Source organism: Mycobacterium sp., assembly GCF_049608025.1.
Classification (GTDB): Bacteria; Actinomycetota; Actinomycetes; order Mycobacteriales; family Mycobacteriaceae; genus Mycobacterium.
On the sequence record NZ_JBMYXC010000038.1, the window covers coordinates 14,577 to 32,788 of the forward strand.

Genomic DNA, 18,212 nt, shown 5'->3' on the forward strand with positions numbered 1-18,212 from the left:
CTGGTAGCCATCACGACAAATCAACCAGAGCCAACTCGTCGTCCGCAGAATCGGCATCCTCCTCGGCCAGCGCATCCCGCGTAATTTCCAGCAATGCGAGCGAGTATTGCCGGGCAAAGGATTCCACATCGGTGGAACCGAGCCGGCGACTGTCGTACCACCAGTCCAGATGCAGCACCCCCGCGGTCCGGTACACCCGCAGTTCCAGGGCATGGCCGAGGCCGGGCAGGGCGTCGCGGATCGGCATCGCGGTGTCGGAGTCAAACCGCACCGGTGCGTCCTGGGGCTGATCGGCGGGCAGATCCGGAATCGTTCCGACGTGGGAGAACAGAATGTCGGCCGGACGGGTGGTGCCGAGGGCGCGGGCGGTCGGGGCGTAGAGATACCGAAGGAGGCCGTATCCGATCCCGTAGTGCGGAACGGCCTTCAAGGTGTCCCGCACGTCGGCCAGCAACTGGCCTGCACTGGTCTGTTGGGCCGACGCGCAGGTGAGCGCGACAGGATGGAAGGCGGTGAACCAGCCTGCGGTGCGCTGCAGGTCGACGTCGGGCTTGAGCACCGAGCGGCCCCGGCCACCCACGTCGACGGCAACGGAGCCGGCACCGACGGTGGCCGCGACGGCGCGTCCCAGCGCGGCCAGCAGGATTTCCTCCACCGGCAACCGCAGTCGGCGTCGTGCGTCATCGACCTCGCCGGCGTCGGCGGTCGACAGCGTCGTGGAGAGCCGAACCAGGTCATCGGCTTCGGGTGGCTGCGACGCCTCGGCACCGGCCACGCTCAAGGTCGACTTCCCGGCGGTCTCGAGCCAGTAGTCGCGGCTGTCGAGGACCGCGGGATGGCTGGCCAAGCCCGCGCATCGCTGCGACCACTCGCGCCACGACGTCGGGACCGGGGCCAGCACGATCTCCTCCCCCGACATCCTCTGGTTGAAAGCGGTGAAGATGTCGGTGAGCAGCACATCGCGGGAGACCGAATCCCCGGCGATGTCGCAGGCGACCCCATGCACACCGAGTGCCAGGTAGGACCGACCGCCGGCGCTGCCCCGGACGAAGGTCGCGCTCAGCGGCGAACCCAACAGCAGGTGTTCACGGATTTGCTCGTCCAGGATGGCCTGCACCGCCTCGCGTTCCTGCGGGCTACCAGCCTCAGCACTTGCGGTACCGGCCGGCCCTGATCCTTCCGGCAGCGTTCCGTCCGGTAGCGGTCGTTCGGGTAGCGACCTGGTCACCAGTTCGGTGAACTCCCCCGCCTCGGCGATGTGCTGGTCCCAGCTGCCGGCGTGCTCCACGATGTGGGTCCGCAGCGCGTCGTGAACACTGGTGACCGCGGTGAGCACCGCGCGAACGTCCTCCTCGCCAACATCGGAGCGCAGGTGCAGAATCACCGGAGTCCGCCAGCGGCCGGCGTCACGCAGACCGTGTTCGAGGAAGTAGGCCACGTTGGGTGGCAGCGGCGGATTGGTGGCGTCGTCGAGCGACTGCCGGGCCAGCCCGCCCTCGGCGTAGCGCGCCGCCAGCACTGTGGCGAGCGCAGCCACTGTCTGGTTCTCGTAGAGATCTTGGGGGGTGAGGTCGAGCCCTTCGTGGCCGGCGGTCATCGCGACGCTGATTGCGATGAGTGAGTCTCCGCCGAGTTCGAAGAAGTTGGCGTTGCGGTCGATGTCGGATAAGCCCAGACACTGGGTCCAGATCCGCAGCAGCGCGGTCTCCAACTGCGACTTGCCGCCGGCGGTCGCAGATGCCCCAGGTGCTGAAGCCGTCCCGGCGGCGGTGCTTGCCGCCGCCAGTGCACCACCGGCCCCGCCACCACCGGCCAGCCAGGTGGCACTGGCGTTGTGCTCGACCCAGTGGCGCTGCTTCTGGAACGGGTAGCCCGGAAGCGTCACCAGGTGCGGCGTCGCGGCCGGATTCCAATCGACGTCCACATCAGCGGCCCACAGCTGGCCGAGCGCCAGCAGGAACGTGTCATGGTCACTGCGGTTCTGCGCCTGGTGGCGCATCAACCGCACGGCGCGGTGCCGCTCTGCCCACCGCGGGTGGCGCCCCGCCGAAGACGTCAGAGTGCCGCCGGGCCCCACTTCCACCAGGACTCGGTTCGGATTCTCCAGCAGCATCCCGATTTCATCGGCGAAGCGCACGGTCGCCCGGATCTGGCGCGCCCAGGTCCCCGGGTTCGTCGCCTCGGCCGCCGACATCGTGGTGCCGGTGATGTTGGACAGCAGCGGAATCTGCGGTTCACGCAACGTCAACTGGGACAGGAACGCGGTGAACTCCGCGACCACGGGATCCATCAGCCTCGAGTGGAACGCGTGCGAGGTGCGTACCCGCCGGGCCACTGCGCCTTTCACGCCCTTGGCGGCGAGCTCGGCCTGGAATGTACGGATGGCCTCTTCGCTGCCCGCCACTACGCTGCTGCCGGGGTCGTTGATCGTGGCGAGGTCGACGTCGGCGGTGAGGTGTTCGGCGATCTCCTCCGGGCCGAGCGACACGGCCACCATGACGCCGCGCGGGGCGGCATGCATCAGTCGGGCGCGCATCGACACCACCTTCACCGCGGTGTCGAGGTCGAACACCCCGGCCAGGGTGGCTGCCGGGTATTCACCGATGCTGTGCCCGGCCATGATCGAGGGGGTCACGCCGTAGGACTGGATCAGTTTGGCCAGTGCGTACTCGACAGTGAACAGGGCGGGCTGGGCGCGGTCGGTGTGCTCGAGATTGCGCCCGAGCCCGTCGAAGATCTCCGCGCGCAGGTCGTAGCCCATCTCGTCGCTGAATGCGGCTGCGCACTCGTCGAAGTGCCGGGCGAACTCGGGCTCGTTGTCGTGCAGGCCGCGGGCCATCCCGATGTGTTGGGATCCTTGGCCGGGGAACAGGAAAGCCACTCTGTCACTGGAGTTTTCTGAGCCGACCCCGTCGTAGAGCCCGACGCCTTCGAAGACGTTGTCGGTCTCGCCAGCCCTGAGCACTGCGGCCGCGTCCTGCCGATCGTGCACTACCGCGGCGAGCCGAATCGGATCCTTGCGGCGCCGAGTGAGCGTGTATGCCGCGTCGGGAAGGCGGAAACCGTCAGCTTCCGAAGTCGCCGCGAGCTCGTCGGCCAGCGCCGCGCGTCCCTGGTCAAGTGACTCTTGGGTTTTCGCCGACAGCACCAGCACCTGCGGCCGTGGTGAGGGGGATGACTGCACGCGGTCGGACCGGGCGGGAGCCTCCTCGAGCACGATATGGGCGTTGGTGCCGCCCACGCCGAACGAACTGACGCCGGCCCGCCGGATTCCGTCGGACTCCCACGGTCCGTCGGTGCTGCGCACCCGGAAAGGCCCGCGGTCGATGTGCAGCTCCGGGTTGGGGCTGGTGTAGTGCAATGTGGCCGGGATCGCCTTGTGCTCGAGGCACAGAATAGCCTTGATCAGCCCCGCGATGCCCGCCGCGGTCTCGAGGTGGCCGATGTTCGATTTGACGGACCCGACATAGCAAGGGGTGCTTCGGGTTTCCTCGGCGAGGTCGAATGCCTGCCGCAATCCCTCGATCTCGATCGGATCGCCCAATGGTGTACCCGTGCCGTGGCTCTCGACGTATCCGATCGTGGATGCGTCGACCTCGGCCACCGCGTGCGCTTCGGCGATGACTTCGGCCTGGCCCATCGCGTTGGGCGCCGCGTAGGTCATCTTCGTGGAGCCGTCGTTGTTCAGCGCCGAACCTCGGATCACCGCGTGAATGCGGTCCCCGTCATCGATCGCGTCCTGGAGTGCCTTGAGGACGACGACGCCGACGCCGCTGCCAAAAATCGTGCCGTCGGAACGGACGTCGAACGGCCGGCAGTGTCCGGTCGGTGAGACCATCGAGCCCTGCTCGTACCAATACCCGACGCGATGGGGTACGCGCAGCGACGAGCCGCCGGCCAGCGCGATGTCGCACTCGCCGTTGAGGATGGACTGGCACGCCAGATGCACCGCGACCAGCGACGACGAGCACGCCGTGGCCACTGCGAGGGCCGGACCGCGGAAATCGAACTGGTGGGCCACCCGGGTGGCCAGGTGGTCCTTGTCGTTCTGCAGCGACAGGTTCACCATCTCGAAGCTGGCGCCCTGCCCGATGACCATCATCGGGTCGTAGTTCGACATCAGGTTGTGTAGCAGATAACCACTGGCTGAACTTGTTCCGAAGACGCCGACGGTGGCGTCCAGGCCGACTGGGTCGTAACCGGCTTCCTCCAGTGCGTGGAAGGTCGTTTGCAGGAACAGCCGGTGCTGCGGGTCGAGCATCCGGGCCGCGTAGGGGGTGAAGCCGAAGAAGTCGGCGTCGAACTCCTCGATGCCCGCCATCAGGGCAGCGCGGCGGACGTAGGACCGGTTGGCCAGTGCGCGCTCGGTGACACCGGCGGCGAGCAGATCTTGCTCGGACAGGTCGACGACCGATTCCACTCCGTTGCGCAGGTTGCGCCAGAACGCCGAGACTGAGTTCGCGCCCGGGAACCGTGCGGCCATGCCGATGACGGCAATGGCGTTTCCGGGGACGTCCCCCGATGAGGATTCCGCTGTGCTGCCTGTCACGATCGTGGCCCCACTTTCCGCCGCGATGCGGCACGTTGACGGGCCGCGGCCCGCTGCTGCGCCCGGTCACGCAGAGCGTTGGGGCGCTCGGCGGTGTCTTCCTCGGCAAGGCCGAGCTGACGGATGAGATCGAGCGCGACGTCCCCCAGCGAGGCGCCCTGTAGCAACAATGCCACCGGCGGTTCGACGCCGAAGTCGCCACGGATAGTGTTGCGCATCCGGACTGCCATCAGCGAGTCCAGCCCCAGCTCGGTCAACGGCTGGGTGGTGTCCACCGCAGCGTCGTTGGAGTAGCCCATGATCGCCGAGATCCGGCGGCGCAGCCGCGCGATGACGACGCGGTTGATCTCGGCGGCGTCCATCTCCTTCAGCGCCTCGGGACCGCCCCAGTCCTCGTCGACGTCGTCGGCCTCTAGCTCGGCAACCAGATCGGTGAAGAATCCGATCTGATGAATCTCCGGGAACGCCGCGGCCGCGCGATCCAGCCGCAGCCGGGCGATGCCGACCCGGGAGAATCCCGCGGCCAGCACACCGCCCAGTGCATCGACACCTTCGGCTGGGGTGATCGGATCCAGCACCGAAAAGCGCAGCGAGCTGGCCAGACCGACATCGGCCCACTGGCCCCAGTTGATCGCGGTCGCAGGCAGGCCCGCCGCAGTGCGCCATGCGACCAATCCGTCCAGCCACGCGTTCGCGCAGGCGTAGGCCGCCTGGCCGGGCGAACCCAGCAGCGACACGATCGAGGAGAACCCGACCCACCAGTCGAGATCCAGACCGACGGTCACCTCGTGTAGGCGCAGCGCTCCCGTTACCTTCGGCGCCCAGATCTTTTCCATGCTCTCGCGGGTCAGGCCGACGAAGATCTCGTCTTCCAGTACCGCCGCGGAGTGAATCAGACCGCGCAGAGGTTTGCCAGTCTCGGCCGCTGTGGCGACGAGCCGCTCGGCAACACCGGGTTGCGCGACATCGCCCAGCGCCGTGATGATCTCGGCATGAGTGGACAACTCGTCGATCGCAGCCTGGGCTTCCTCGGTGGGGCCGCTGCGGCCATTGAGTACGACGCGCCCGGCGCCGTTGTCGACCAGCCAGCGCACCACCGCCATCCCGACTCCACCGAGAGCGCCCGTGACGATGTAGGAGCCGTCACCACGCACCACCAAATCGCCGCGGGCGGAGGGGAGTTCGGCGCGGGAGAGCCGCTCGACAAAGCGGGTTGGGCCGCGCCAGGCGATGACGTCATCTACTGCCGAGCCGGAGCCCGAACTTGATCCTGAGGCCTCGATCTCGGTGGCCAATAGATCGGCTGCGGCGCCGCTGTCGGTCTCGGTGCCGACATCGAGCAGCGTGGTTCGCAGATCCGGATGCTCGTAGGCCAGCACCCGCACCAGGCCCTTGAGGCTTGCGGTCCCCGGGTTGCCCGGCCCGCTCGGTGCCTCCGGGGTGTCGCTCACGACCAGACCGCCGCGGCTGACCAGCCATAGTCGCGGTGCCTTACCGTGCCAGCTGCCGGCGATCGCACGCACCGCTCCCGCCACGCCCCAGATTACGTTCTGCGCGTGCACCAGCCCGGCGGTGGTATCAGTCCCGTCGAAGGCGGGATGGTCGACGAAGACCACGACCCCGGCCGGTGGCAGGTCCGGATCTGCCGTTGCGGTGGCGAACGCCTCCCGCACGGCCGCTTCGTCAGCGAGGTCGGCAGTGATCACCCGGCGGCTCGGCGCCCCGAACCTGCCGGCGAATTCCTCTGCGGTGGCCAACGACGTGGCCGTGTCGGTCAGTGCCAGCCAGGTTCCCATCGGTTCCGAAGACGAGGCAACCGACGGGGTCGGCGACTCCGCCCACACCGTATCGAAGATCTTCTGCGACAACGGCAGTGGCACCGTACGGCGCTGGATCCGCTTCAGGTGGACGTCGCTGATCTGGGCGAGCACCGTGCCGGTGTCGTCGGTCAGCGTGATCCGGCCCATCGCGTCGCCGCTGTCCTCGGTGACGCTGACCAACTCGGCCCGACACTTTGCCCGCCGCCCAATCTCGCCGAACACCCGGACCGAGCCGAAGCCGACCGGCAGGAACGTGACGTCGGTGGTGTCCGCGAGGGCCGAATCGCTCATAGCGGCGGCCAGGCCCTGCAGTGCGGCGTCGAGCATGACCGGATGCAGCACGATGCCGCGATGCGGGGTCGCCTCATCCGGTAACACGATCTCGGTATCGGCCACCCCGCTGGAGCGCACGATGCGGGTCAGCGCGGCGAAGGCGTGGCCGTGATGGGCGCCCGTGCGGCGCAGCGCGGTGTAGAAGTCTGCCGGTGAAACCGGTGTGCCGTCATCCCCGGAGGCCGACGCCGGGTTGAGCCTTGCGGGTGAGGGTGCGTCGGCGGCGCGAACCTTGCCGGTGGCGTGGCGGGTCCAGCTGCCCACATCGGAGCGGGAGTGGATCTCGACTCGTTGATCGCCGGTGCTCTCGTCGCCGACCAGCTGGGTGGTCAACGTGGTGTGCGGGTCGAGTGGCAGCATCTGCTCGACCTCGACCTCGACCTCGACCTCGTTTGCCGGCAAGCCGAGGGCCTGGCAACCCGCGGCCAGTGCGATCTCGGCGAAACCGGCACCGGGCATGACCGGCAGGCCGTGCACGATGTGGTCGGCCAGCCACGGGTGGGCCTCCAGACCTACCTCCGACTGCCAGACGTGGCCGCTGCCCGAAGGCAGTTCGACGTGCAGGCCGAGCAGCGGGTGGGCACCGGAGAACTCACGTCCCGCGGACCGGTCGGCCATCCAGTAAGGCGTGTGCTGCCAGGTGGTCGGTGGAACGTCGGCGAGGTTGGCTCGCGCGTTCCCCGAGCCGACATCGGACGCGACGGCCGCCGGGGGCCGCACCGCGGCGAGCTGCGTGTGGAAGGCCAGCGTCTCGGGGTTGTCTCGGTTCACCGTCGCGCCGACGTGGAACTTTCGGCTGGTCTTCTCGGTGCTCAGGGTGTCGTCGATGGCGTGGGTCAACAGCGGATGCGGACTGATCTCGATGAAGGTGCTGTGCTCGGCGCTGGCATCGTGGACCGCCTGGTTGAAACGCACCGGGTTGCGCAGGTTGGCCGCCCAGTAGTCCGCGCTGAACAGCGGCGCCGACCCGACGTATGCCACGGTGGACACCAACGGGATTTTCGGCGAGACCGGAGCCAGGTAGGACAGAGCTTCGCGCAGCTCGGGCAGAATCGGGTCGATCGTCGGGTGGTGCGATGCCACATCCACCTCGATGCGCCGCGCCAGCTTACCCTGCGCGTCCACCATCGCTACCAGCTCGTCAACCTCGTCGGGCGGGCCCGCGATCACTGACTGTCGCGGGGAGGCATACACCGCGACCGTGACGTTCTGACGGTCGGCGATGAGCCGCTCGGCCGCCGTTGCATCCAACTCCAGCAGTGCCATCGCACCCTGACCCGACAGCCGCTTCATCAGCCGCGTTCGGGTGGCAATGACGTCCAGGCCCTCGGCCGGGGTCAGCGCACCGGCCACCACCGCGGCGGTTACCTCACCCATCGAGTGACCGATCACCGCGTCTGGTTCCACGCCGTAGGCGCGCCATAGCGCGGTGAGCGCCAACTGCATCCCGACCAGCACCGGCTGGATGCGGTCGATGCCGACGACCGGCTCACCAGCCTCCAACACCTGGCGCAGCGAGAACCCGGTCTTGTCCACGAACGCGGGTTCCAGTTCGTCGACCGCGGCGGCGAAGGCGGGCTCGGAGACCAGCAGCGTCCTGCCCATACCAGCCCACTGCGCGCCCTGCCCGGAGTACAGAAACACCGTTCCCGGGCCGATTTTCGCATCATGGGCGGCGACGACGCCGGGCGCGGGCTGGCCCGCTGCCAGCGCGCGCAGACCGCTGACGGCTTCGGCATGGTCGCGGGCGCACACCGTGGCGATGGTGCTGTAGCGGCTGCGATGGTGATTGACGGTGTGTTCGACATCGGCGAGGGGCACCGAGGCGCCGTCGCCCTCGAGCCAGTCGGCCAGCGCCTTCGCCGAGGCGGCTAGCCGTGCCGACGTCTTGCCCGACACCAGGATCGTCGCCGGCGTCGGGGTATCGGGCGCCGAGGGGTATTCGGGGCCCTGCTCCAGCACGATGTGCGCGTTGGTGCCGCCCATGCCGAACGACGACACCGCCCCGCGGCGCGGATGTTCGCTCTCGGGCCAGCGCGCAGTGTCGGTAGGGACGAACAGTCGCGTCGGCGACGGATCGATCGATGGATTCCACTTCTCGAAGTTGAGGTTGGGCGGAATCCTGCCGTGCTGAAGTGTCAGGACGGTCTTGATGAAGCCGGCGATCCCGGCGGCGGCCTCGAGGTGGCCCATATTGGTCTTGACCGCACCCAGCGCACACGGTAGCTCGCCGCGGCCGTATACCGCTGCCAGCGCGTCGAACTCGATGGGGTCGCCCAGACCGGTTCCGGTGCCGTGGGTTTCGATGAAGTGCACCGAGCTTGCCGCTACATCGGCCGACCGCAACGCGCGGTTGATCACGTCTCGCTGCGACGGCGCGTTGGGCGCGGTCAGGCCGTTGGAGCGGCCGTCCTGGTTCACAGCGGAACCGCGTACCACGCCGAGCACCCGATCACCGTCGCGGATCGCATCGGTGAGACGCTTGAGCACAACGACGCCCGCGCCCTCGCCACGCACGAATCCGTCGGCCCGCGAGTCGAATGCGTGGCACTTGCCGTGCGGCGATAGCATGCCCCACTTAGCAAGTGCCAGTTGGGTTTCCGGGCGCAGGTTGAGGCTGACGCCGCCGGCCAGCGCGAGGTCGCTCTCTCGCATTCGCAGGCTCTGGCAGGCCAGGTGGATCGAGACCAGCGACGATGAGCAGGCGGTGTCCACGGCCACCGCCGGGCCCTTGAGCCCCAGCAGGTAGGAGATCCGGCCGACGGTCACGCTGTGCGCGTTGCCCGTCGCCGAATAGGCGTCGATGGTGTCGGGATTGCCCGCCGAGGAATTCTGGTACTCGGTGTAGTAGACGCCCATCATCACCGCGGTTCGGCTCTCGCCCAGTTGGTCTGGTGCCAGACCAGCGTTCTCCAGCGCTTCCCAAGCCACCTCCAGGAGCACCCGCTGCTGGGGGTCCATCGCGGCGGCTTCGCGCGGCGTGATTCCGAAGAATTCAGCATCGAAACCGGTGATGTCGTCGAGGTATGCGCCCCACTTGGTAGGCATCCGGCCGGGCGCCATGGGGTCCGGGTCGTAGAACGCATCGCCGTCCCACCGGTCCGCGGGAACCTCAATGACGGCATCGGTGCCGTTGTCCAACAACTGCCAGTAGCTTTCCGGGCCGCTCACTCCCCCGGGCAGACGGCAGCCGATGCCCACCACGGCGATCGGCTCCGCACCGGCGAGTCGGGATGCCTTCTCGAACTGTTCGCCCAGCTTGTCGCGCTGCTCGGCGGTCATCGCCGCGATCCTGTCGAAGGTTGTCTTCATCAGATTGCGCCCTCACTACCGGCAGTCGCCGGATCGGCTTGAGATTCAATACTGTCGAACAGCTCATCGAGCACGCTGAAGGAGTCGGAGCTTTCCTGGGCCTCGTCGGGTGCGCCCCGGGATTCGGCATGGGGGTCAGCTGAGCCGTTCTGGCGCGCCGGCGCCAGCAGGTCGGCCACGAACTCCGACATCTGCGAGATCGACGGATGGTTCCACAACATCGTTGCCGATAAGTCGAGGTCGACCAACTTCTTGGCGTCGCGCAACAAGTTCATCGCCATCATCGAATCGAGCCCCAGTTCGGGGAACGGCATGTCGAAATCGACTGCACCGTCTGGCATCCCCAACTCGCGAGCCAGGATAGCGCGCAGTCGCGCCCGCAGCTCATCCACCGACTCCTGGCGTGTCATCGACGACCAGTCGACGAACTCCGCTGTGGCCGGTGCTGTTTCGTCGGTCGTCGGTGCGGGCGCGGACTCCATCGGGGCATAGGCGAGTCCGCGGATGTCCACGTACGCGGTGCCGTCGGCCGCTTTGACCAGCACGTCCACCACGAGCCCGTCGGTCGTCCCGTCCCGTCGATACACCTCGACGACGGCGCGGGTGGCCGTCAGTTCGGTTGCCACGCCGACGCTCTCCACGGCCGCGGGCAGCAATAGCTGCTCGTTGGCCGCATCGGCGAGCCGGGCGACGTACACCGCAGCGTCGATGAACGGCACAGCCGCGGCGTCGGTGGCCCCGGGTGGGCCGGGCAGCTCCACATCGGCGCGCACCCCGGCGGGGGTGGCAGTGCAGTCGGTGACGGTCCAGGAGAATGGCTGCCCCTGCACTCCCCAAGCCTGCTGCAGTGCCTCGATTGACGCATCGTCGAACTTCTCGGCACCGGGGCTCTGATTACCCTGCGGCCCAGCAGCGGGTGGCTCGACCAGCTGGGCGCTGGCGTGCCTGGTCCAGCGTTGCTCCGGGGTGCCGGGGCCTGAAGACGACAACACCGTCAGCGTGGTGACCTCGCCGTGCTTGTCGGCGACCACGTGGATGGCCTTCGGCTGGTCGGCCACGATCGGGTACTCAAGACCGACAGCACCTATGGTCGCGCCGTTAACCTGCGCGGCCGCTGTCGAAAGTGTCTGCAGCAGCACCGAAACAGGAACAACGTCGACACCGCGGACCCGGTGGGCGACCGGGTACGGCCGCGCGTCCGGCGCTAGGCGGGCGCGCCAGAGCTGTTGGTGGGCAGCGCTGTTCACCAACTGGCCCAGCACCGTTCCCCAGGCGGGTGCCGCCAGCGAGTCGAGTTCATCGTCGGCGGCCGCACCTGCGGCATCGGGTGCGGCAACGAGACCGTCGAGCACCTTCACCGCGGCACGCATGCGGTACGCATCCGCCAGCCGGCCCCAGTCGGCTCCGGCCACGATCTGTTGGACCCCGGCATCAGGGCTCAGCACGGCCGGCAGCATCCGGATCGCGACGTCGTTGGGCATGGGGTCCAGGCCGGCCGCCTTCATCTGCGGCTGCGCATCCGACCAAGACTTCCACAAGCCCCAGTCCACGACCGTCGCCGGCAGACCGAGCGCTCGGCGCGCGTAGGCGAACGCATCGGAGAACGCGTTGGCCGCCGTGTAGTGCGCGACTCCACGCGAGCCGAGCAGACCGGTGATGGACGAGAACAGCACAAAATGGCGTACCGGCGTGGTCAATGACAGCTTGTGCAGCACCGCCGCGGCGTCGATCTTCGACCGGAACATCGGGTTCAGGTCCTCGTCGGTCATGTCTGCGAGAAGCGCCTCGCCGCCGGCCAGGGAGGCGAGGTAAATGCCCTCCAGCGGAGGCAGGTCGGCGCCGAAGCGTTCGAACACCTTCGCCATCGAGTCCTCGTCGGCGGCGTCGGCGGCGATCTCGACCAGCGTGGTTCCCTCCGCAGCGAGTTCGGCGGCGAGGTCGGCCAACCCGGTGCCGCGTCGGGAAGCCGCGACGACGATCGAGGCGCCCATGTCGGCGAGTTGGCGGATCAGGTACGGTCCGACGTTGCCGGTCGCGCCGATCACCAGGTGGCTGGTGCCGCTCTCCAGCCTGGTCAGCGGGACGGCCGGCAGTGGCTGGGACTTCAGCCGCGGTACCCGGCGCACGCCGCCGCGGTACACGGCTTGATCGTCTCGGTCGGCATCTGTTACCGCCGCCTCGGCGCGCAGGTACCGGGAGAGCAGTTCGGCTGGAACGGTGTCGTCGACGTCGATGACGCCGCCCCAGAACTCGGGGTGCTCGAGGGCCAGTGTGCGTGCCTGTCCCCACAGCACGGCGTGGGTGGGATTGGCCCGGTCGCCGTCAGCGACCGGCTGAGCGTTACGGGTGACGACAAAGAGCTTCGGCGCCGCAGTCCCCTGAGCCAGTGCGAGGACCAGGCGGCGCAACTCACCGAAAACGTGGTAGCTCGCCGCGGCGTCGAGGCGCCCTGTCGGTGCGGGCGGCGCGTAGACCACGTGATCTATGCCGCGCAGCGCGCCGGCGATGGATTCGGCCGCCCCATCGTTGTTGAGCGTCGACAGCCCCAGCGCCCGCGAGTTCGGCCCCAGCAGCTGCGCCAGGTCGGGGCCGGACTCATCGGCGAAGACCAGCCACGAGCTGTGTGCATCGGCTGGGCCCAGTTCGCGCACCGGCCAGCTCAGCCGGTGGAACCACTCGTGGTAGCCGCCGTCGGACCGGGTCGCGGCGTCAGCCACTGCACTGGAATTGTTCTGCTGCAACAGTTCGGGCTTCGGGAGCGGTTGGTACCAGTGCTGTGTGTGATGCCACGGGGTGGCAGGGATCTGGACCCGCGGGCCGGATCGCGGGGGCACTTTGGGCGGCCGCACCGTGTGGGTGGCGTTCAGGTTGGTGCGGAATGTCAATGTGTCGTTGGCATCGCGCTGCAGCGTGGCGATGCTGTGGTGGTGGGTCTCGGCCAGCGTGTCCTTAATCGCGTAACCGAGCAACGGATGGGGGCTCACCTCCACGAACAATGAGCTTTCGGCGCCGGCCGTGGCGACCGCCCTGGCGAAGCGCACCGGGTTGCGCAGGTTGGCCACCCAGTGTTCGGCGTCGAACACGCAGGAGCCGTCGTCAGGTCTCTTGTCGGTGGTGACGATGATCGGGATGCTGGGCTGCCGAGGTTGCAGATCGGCCAGCTCCGTCCGCAGGTCGCTCAAGATCGGGTCGATGATCGGGTGATGGGATGCGACGTCGACGTCGACTCGGCGGGCCAGCCGGTCCTGGGCATCCACCACGGCAATCGCGGCGTCGACCTGATCGGGTGGCCCGGCGATCACGGTCTGGTGTGGCGATGCGTACACCGCGACGGTAAGACCTGGATAGCCTCCGATCAGGTCCTCGGCCGCGGCGGCGTCAAGTTCGAGCAGCGCCATCGCGCCCTGCCCGGAGAGCCGCTTCATCAGCCGCGACCGGGTCGCGATCACCTTGAGGCCGTCGGCCGGGCTCAACGCACCGCCGACCACCGCCGCGGTTACCTCGCCCATCGAATGGCCGATCACAGCGTGGGGTTTCACGCCGTAGGAGCGCCACAGCGCCGTCAGCGCGAGCTGCACGCCGACGAGTACCGGCTGGATGCGATCGATCCCGACGACGGCTTCACCGGAGGTGAGCACTTCGCGCAGAGAGAAGCCGACCTGGGCAACGAAGTCCGGTTCCAGCTCGTCGACGGCGGCAGCGAAGGCCGGCTCATCGGCCAGCAGGCGGCGTCCCATCCCGGCCCACTGTGAGCCCTGCCCGGAGTAGAGGAACACCGCACCTTGATTCGAGCCGGACCCGCACGTTCCTTCGTGCGCGGCGACGACGCCGGGGGCCGGGTAGTTCCCGGCCAGCGCACGCAGCCCGGCAACCGCCTGCGCGCGGTCGCAGGCGGCGACCGTGGCGAACTTGGGATGCTGGGCGCGCCGGCGGCTCAGAGTGTCCGCGACATCGGCGACGCTGACGGCAGCGCTTTCGGGGCTGTCGAGCCAGTCGGCCAGGCTGCCGGCCAGCGAAGCGATCCGGGGCCCGGTCTTCCCGGTGACCACCAGCGTGCTCACCGGCGGATCGGGTTGCGCCGATGCATCTTCTGCCGCGGTGACGTTGCCAGGGGCCTGCTCGACCACCAGATGAGCGTTGGTTCCGCTGACACCGAACGACGACACCGCGGCGCGACGAGGCCGGTCCACCGGCGGCCAGTCCAGCGGCTGCGCGGCGATGTGGAACCGGGACGCACCTTCACCCGCCTGCGGCGTCAGCTTCTTGAAGTGCAGCTGCTTAGGAATGAAGCCGTGGTGCACGCTCAGCACGGTCTTGATGAATCCGGCAACACCGGAGGCTGACTCCAGGTGGCCCAGGTTGGTCTTTACCGATCCCAGCACCAGAGGCGCGGAGTCTCGGCGGTCCCCGTAGACGGCACTGAGCGCGTCGAGCTCGATCGGGTCGCCGAGTGAGGTGCCGGTGCCGTGTGCCTCGATGTAATCGATGTCGGCGGGCGCCAGCCGTGAGGTCTGCAAGGCCGTACGCATCAGCTCCTGCTGGGCCGGCCCGTTAGGCACCGTCTGCCCGCTGCTCGCGCCGTCCTGGTTGACCGCGGAGCCGCGGACCACGGCCAGCACCCGGTCTCCGTCGCGCAGGGCATCGGTGAGACGCTTGAGCACCACCACGCCGCATCCTTCGCTGCGGATGTAACCGTTGGCGTCGGCGTCGAATGTCTTGCACAGCCCGTCGGGCGCCAGCATTCCCCAGCGCGAACAGGCGATGTTGTTCTCCGGTGTCAGGATCAGGTTTACCCCCGCGGCCAGCGCGTGGTCGCTCTCCCGGCGCCGCAGGCTCTGACAGGCCAGGTGGATCGAGACCAGCGAGGACGAACACGCAGTATCGCTGACCACCGCTGGACCCCGGATGCCGAGGAAGTAGGACAGCCGGCCGGCCGCGAAGTTCGGTGCGTTGCCGAACGGAATGTAGGGGTCTATGTCTTCGGGGTTGAGCTTGCCCACCACCGAGTGGTAGTAGTCGCTGGTCGTCATGCCGACGAATACGCCGGTCGCCGATCCACGCAGGCTCCGCGGGTTGATCCCGGCGTTCTCCAGCGCCTCCCAGGCCACCTCGAGCAGCAACCGTTGTTGGGGGTCCATGGCGGCCGCCTCGCGCGGGGCGATGGTGAAGAACTCCGCGTCGAATTCGGCGGGCTGCCAGGACGTCAGAAAGCCGCCCTCCCGGTTGCAGATCGTGCCGGGCACACTGTGGTCCGGCGAGTAGAACTCGTCGGCATCCCACCGATCGGCGGGCACCCGAATAACACCGTCGGCGCCGTCGACGAGCAAGGTCCAGAACTCGTCGGCGCTACTGACTCCACCGGGCAGGCGGCAACCGATGCCGACTACGGCGATCGGCTCTTTGTCGGCGTTCTCCGCGGTCTCCAGGCGGGCGGTCAAGTCGTCGATCTTGCGCAGTGCCTCGGTGATGATCGCCCGGCGATCCGGCGATGCAGGCGATGTCTGGGTCATGTCGCTCTAACTCAATCTTTCCGACAGTCTGGCAAGTAGTTCGTCCTCGGCCAGGTCGTCGTAGGCGTCCTCTGTGACGTTGTCACCGCCAGCGTTGTCTGTGCCGGCCGAGTCGCCGGAGTCCTTAGGTTCGGCACCGGCAGGGTCGATTATCTCAGGAAGGATCGACGCCAGATAATCGGTGAGTGCTTCGGCGGTCGGATAGTCGAAAACCACCGATGCCGGTAGTACCTCGCCCAGGCTTTGACTCAACGCTCGCTGCAGGGTGACGCTCATCAGCGAATCCATCCCGAACTGGAAGAAACCCACCGTCGGATCCAGGATATGTGCCGAGGCCAGGCCCATCGCGGCGGCGATCTGGGCGCTGACATGGTCGGTCAGCAGCTCCTTGCGCTCATCAGGCTCGGACGCGCGCAGTTCCTTCCGGAACTTCGTGTTCGCCGAGAGCACAACGTGCTCGTCGCCGAACTCAGCGGTGAGCAGCTCGTCGAGAATATGCAGCTGTGCACGGGTCCGGTACGCGGTCGCCAGCCGTGGCCAGTCGGCGGCGACCACGGTGGCCCGGGCCGGAGCCTGGGGTCCGACGAAGGACCGCAGCGCGGTGATCGCGATGGCGTCATCCATCGGTTCCAGACCCGACTCCAGGGTGGCCTTTCGCTCGAGTTCCCCCTGGACATCGGCCAGCGACTTCCACAGCCCCCAATTGATAGCGCAGGCGGGCAGGCCCGCGGCCCGACGGGCGTAGGCGAACGTGTCCAGGAACGTGGTGGTCGCGGCGTAGTGCGCCAGCCATCGAGAGCCGAGCAACCCGGAGATCGAGGAGAACAGCACGAACTGCTGCACCGGGTGTCTGAGGGAAAGCTTGTGCAGCAGCGCTGCCGCATCCATCTTCGGGCGGAACATCGCGACGACGTCGTCGTGGGTCATCTCGGCCAGCGTCACCGGCCCGCCGCTCATAGCTGCGAGGTAGATACCCGCTAACGGGGGCAGATCGACGCCGAACCGGTCGAACACGGCGCTCAGGGATACCTCATCGGATGCGTCGGCCGCTACGCCCACGACTTTCGTCCCGGTGGGCGCGAGCCGGGCGCTGACCGCGTCGAGCCGCGTACCGGGGTTGCGGGACACGGCCACGACGGTACGCGCGCCCATCGCTGAAAGCTGCTCGATGATCTGCGGACCGAGGTTCCCGGTCGCGCCGATGACCAGGTGAGCACCGTCGGGATCGAGGGTTTCGGACTCGGGCGTCGTCGCCGGCGGCAGCGAATGCACCAGCCGCGCCACCCGGCGGGTGCCCGCCCGGTACACGACTTGATCCTCTCCGTCACCGGCGCCGGCCTCGGCCAGCACCCACCGTGCCGCCACCACGGCGGGGACCGACTCGTCGATGTCGAGGACCGCACCCCAGAGCTCAGGGTGCTCAAGTGCCAGCGTGCGGCCCAGGCCCCACAGCACGGCGTGCGCGGGGTCGGCGCGCTCGCCCTCGCCGATCGGCTGCGCGTTGCGGGTTAGCAGGAACAGTCTCGGAGGTTGTGCGCGCCTGGCGGCCGCCGAGGCGACGATGCGGCCTGCCTCGAAAAGGTCATAGCCGAGGTTTCCGCGCTGGTCGCCATGGTCGTCAGCCGGCGGGGCGTACAACACGTGGGTGGCGGTGGAGAGGGCTTGCGCCAGCGCAGCCTCGTCGGTCGCCGACGACAGTGTCGTCACCGTGGAACCGTCCGAGTCGCCGAGCAGGAGTGCTATCTCCGCTCCCAGGGCGGTGTCGGCGATCACCAGCCAGCTGCTGTGCTTCACCTCGCTAGATCGGGCCTCGCTCGGTGCCGGCAGGTCCTTGACCGGCCAGGTGAGCGCACAGAACCATGCCGGGGGGACCGCACTGTCCGACGGCAGTGCGCGGGCGCCTCCGCCTTGGCTCGTGCGCCGCGGCGGGAGGTCGACCCAGTGACGGGTGTGGTGCCACGGCGTGATGGGCAGTGCGGTGTGCGGCTCGGCCCGGTGTTCGGTCGGCGGCGGCCGGGATGTGTAGGTGGCGTTCAGATTGGCATGAAACGTCACGGTGTCGTCGGCATCGCGCGCCAAGGTGCCGATTGTCAGATGACCTGAGTCCCCGGCCGGCGTGGTCAGGTTGTCGGTGATCGACGGGCCAAGGGTCGAGTGCGGACTGATCTCGACGAAAAGGCCGTGGTCTTTGGCCGTGGCGGTGATGGCCTGGCTGAACCGGACCGGCCGGCGCACGTTGGCCACCCAGTAGTCGGCATCCAAAATCGGCCCCGAGTCCCCGTCGGTGTCGGTATCGGTGACCGTCGAAATGAACGGCAGGGTGGGTATGCGGGGACTGATGCCATCCGGCCCGGTCAGTGCCGCATGGATATCGGCGAGTACCGGGTCCATGAGGGCGGTGTGGGAGGCGACCTCCATGTTGACCCGGCGGGCGAAGGTGTTCTGTGTGGTGAGGGCTGTGATGATGGCGTCGATCTGGTCGGGTAGGCCTGCGACTGCGGTTTGGCGCGGGGACAGGTAGCCGGCGATTTCCACGCTGGGATAGTCGGCGATCAGCGCGCCCGTTGCGTTGGCATCGAGATTGATCAGCGCGACGGCGCCTTGGCCGGCGAGGCGGGACATGATGGTGGAGCGTTGGGCGATGACGTGCAGGCCGTCGGACAGGCTCAGGGCGCCGGCGACGACGGC

At 68.2% G+C, this 18,212-nt stretch carries 4 protein-coding genes; all 4 read right to left on the reverse strand.

The features are described from left to right. Positions 1-10: 10 nt before the first annotated feature. Positions 11-4,549, reverse strand: a complete 4,539-nt coding sequence (locus tag ACPGXI_RS12925) for a beta-ketoacyl synthase N-terminal-like domain-containing protein (RefSeq protein WP_526653465.1) — start codon at positions 4,547-4,549, stop codon at positions 11-13. After that, positions 4,546-10,014 (reverse strand): type I polyketide synthase, encoded by a 5,469-nt coding sequence (locus ACPGXI_RS12930; RefSeq protein ID WP_526653467.1) that lies wholly within the window; start codon positions 10,012-10,014, stop codon positions 4,546-4,548. Before ACPGXI_RS12930 ends, ACPGXI_RS12925 begins: the two co-directional genes overlap by 4 nt. After that, positions 10,014-15,524 carry an SDR family NAD(P)-dependent oxidoreductase gene (locus ACPGXI_RS12935; protein ID WP_526653469.1) on the reverse strand — a complete coding sequence of 1,837 codons (5,511 nt, stop codon included), beginning with the start codon at positions 15,522-15,524 and terminating at the stop codon, positions 10,014-10,016. Before ACPGXI_RS12935 ends, ACPGXI_RS12930 begins: the two co-directional genes overlap by 1 nt. Positions 15,525-15,530: 6 nt before the next feature. Further along, the coding region (locus tag ACPGXI_RS12940) for a type I polyketide synthase (protein WP_526653471.1) at positions 15,531-18,212 on the reverse strand (2,682 nt) is incomplete at its 5' end.

Bases quoted from the DNA above. Each gene is read 5' to 3' on its own strand.
- ACPGXI_RS12935 (WP_526653469.1), bottom strand. From the start codon at position 15,524: ATGACCCAGACATCGCCTGCATCGCCGGATCGCCGGGCGATCATCACC.
- ACPGXI_RS12930 (WP_526653467.1), bottom strand. From the start codon at position 10,014: ATGAAGACAACCTTCGACAGGATCGCGGCGATGACCGCCGAGCAGCGC.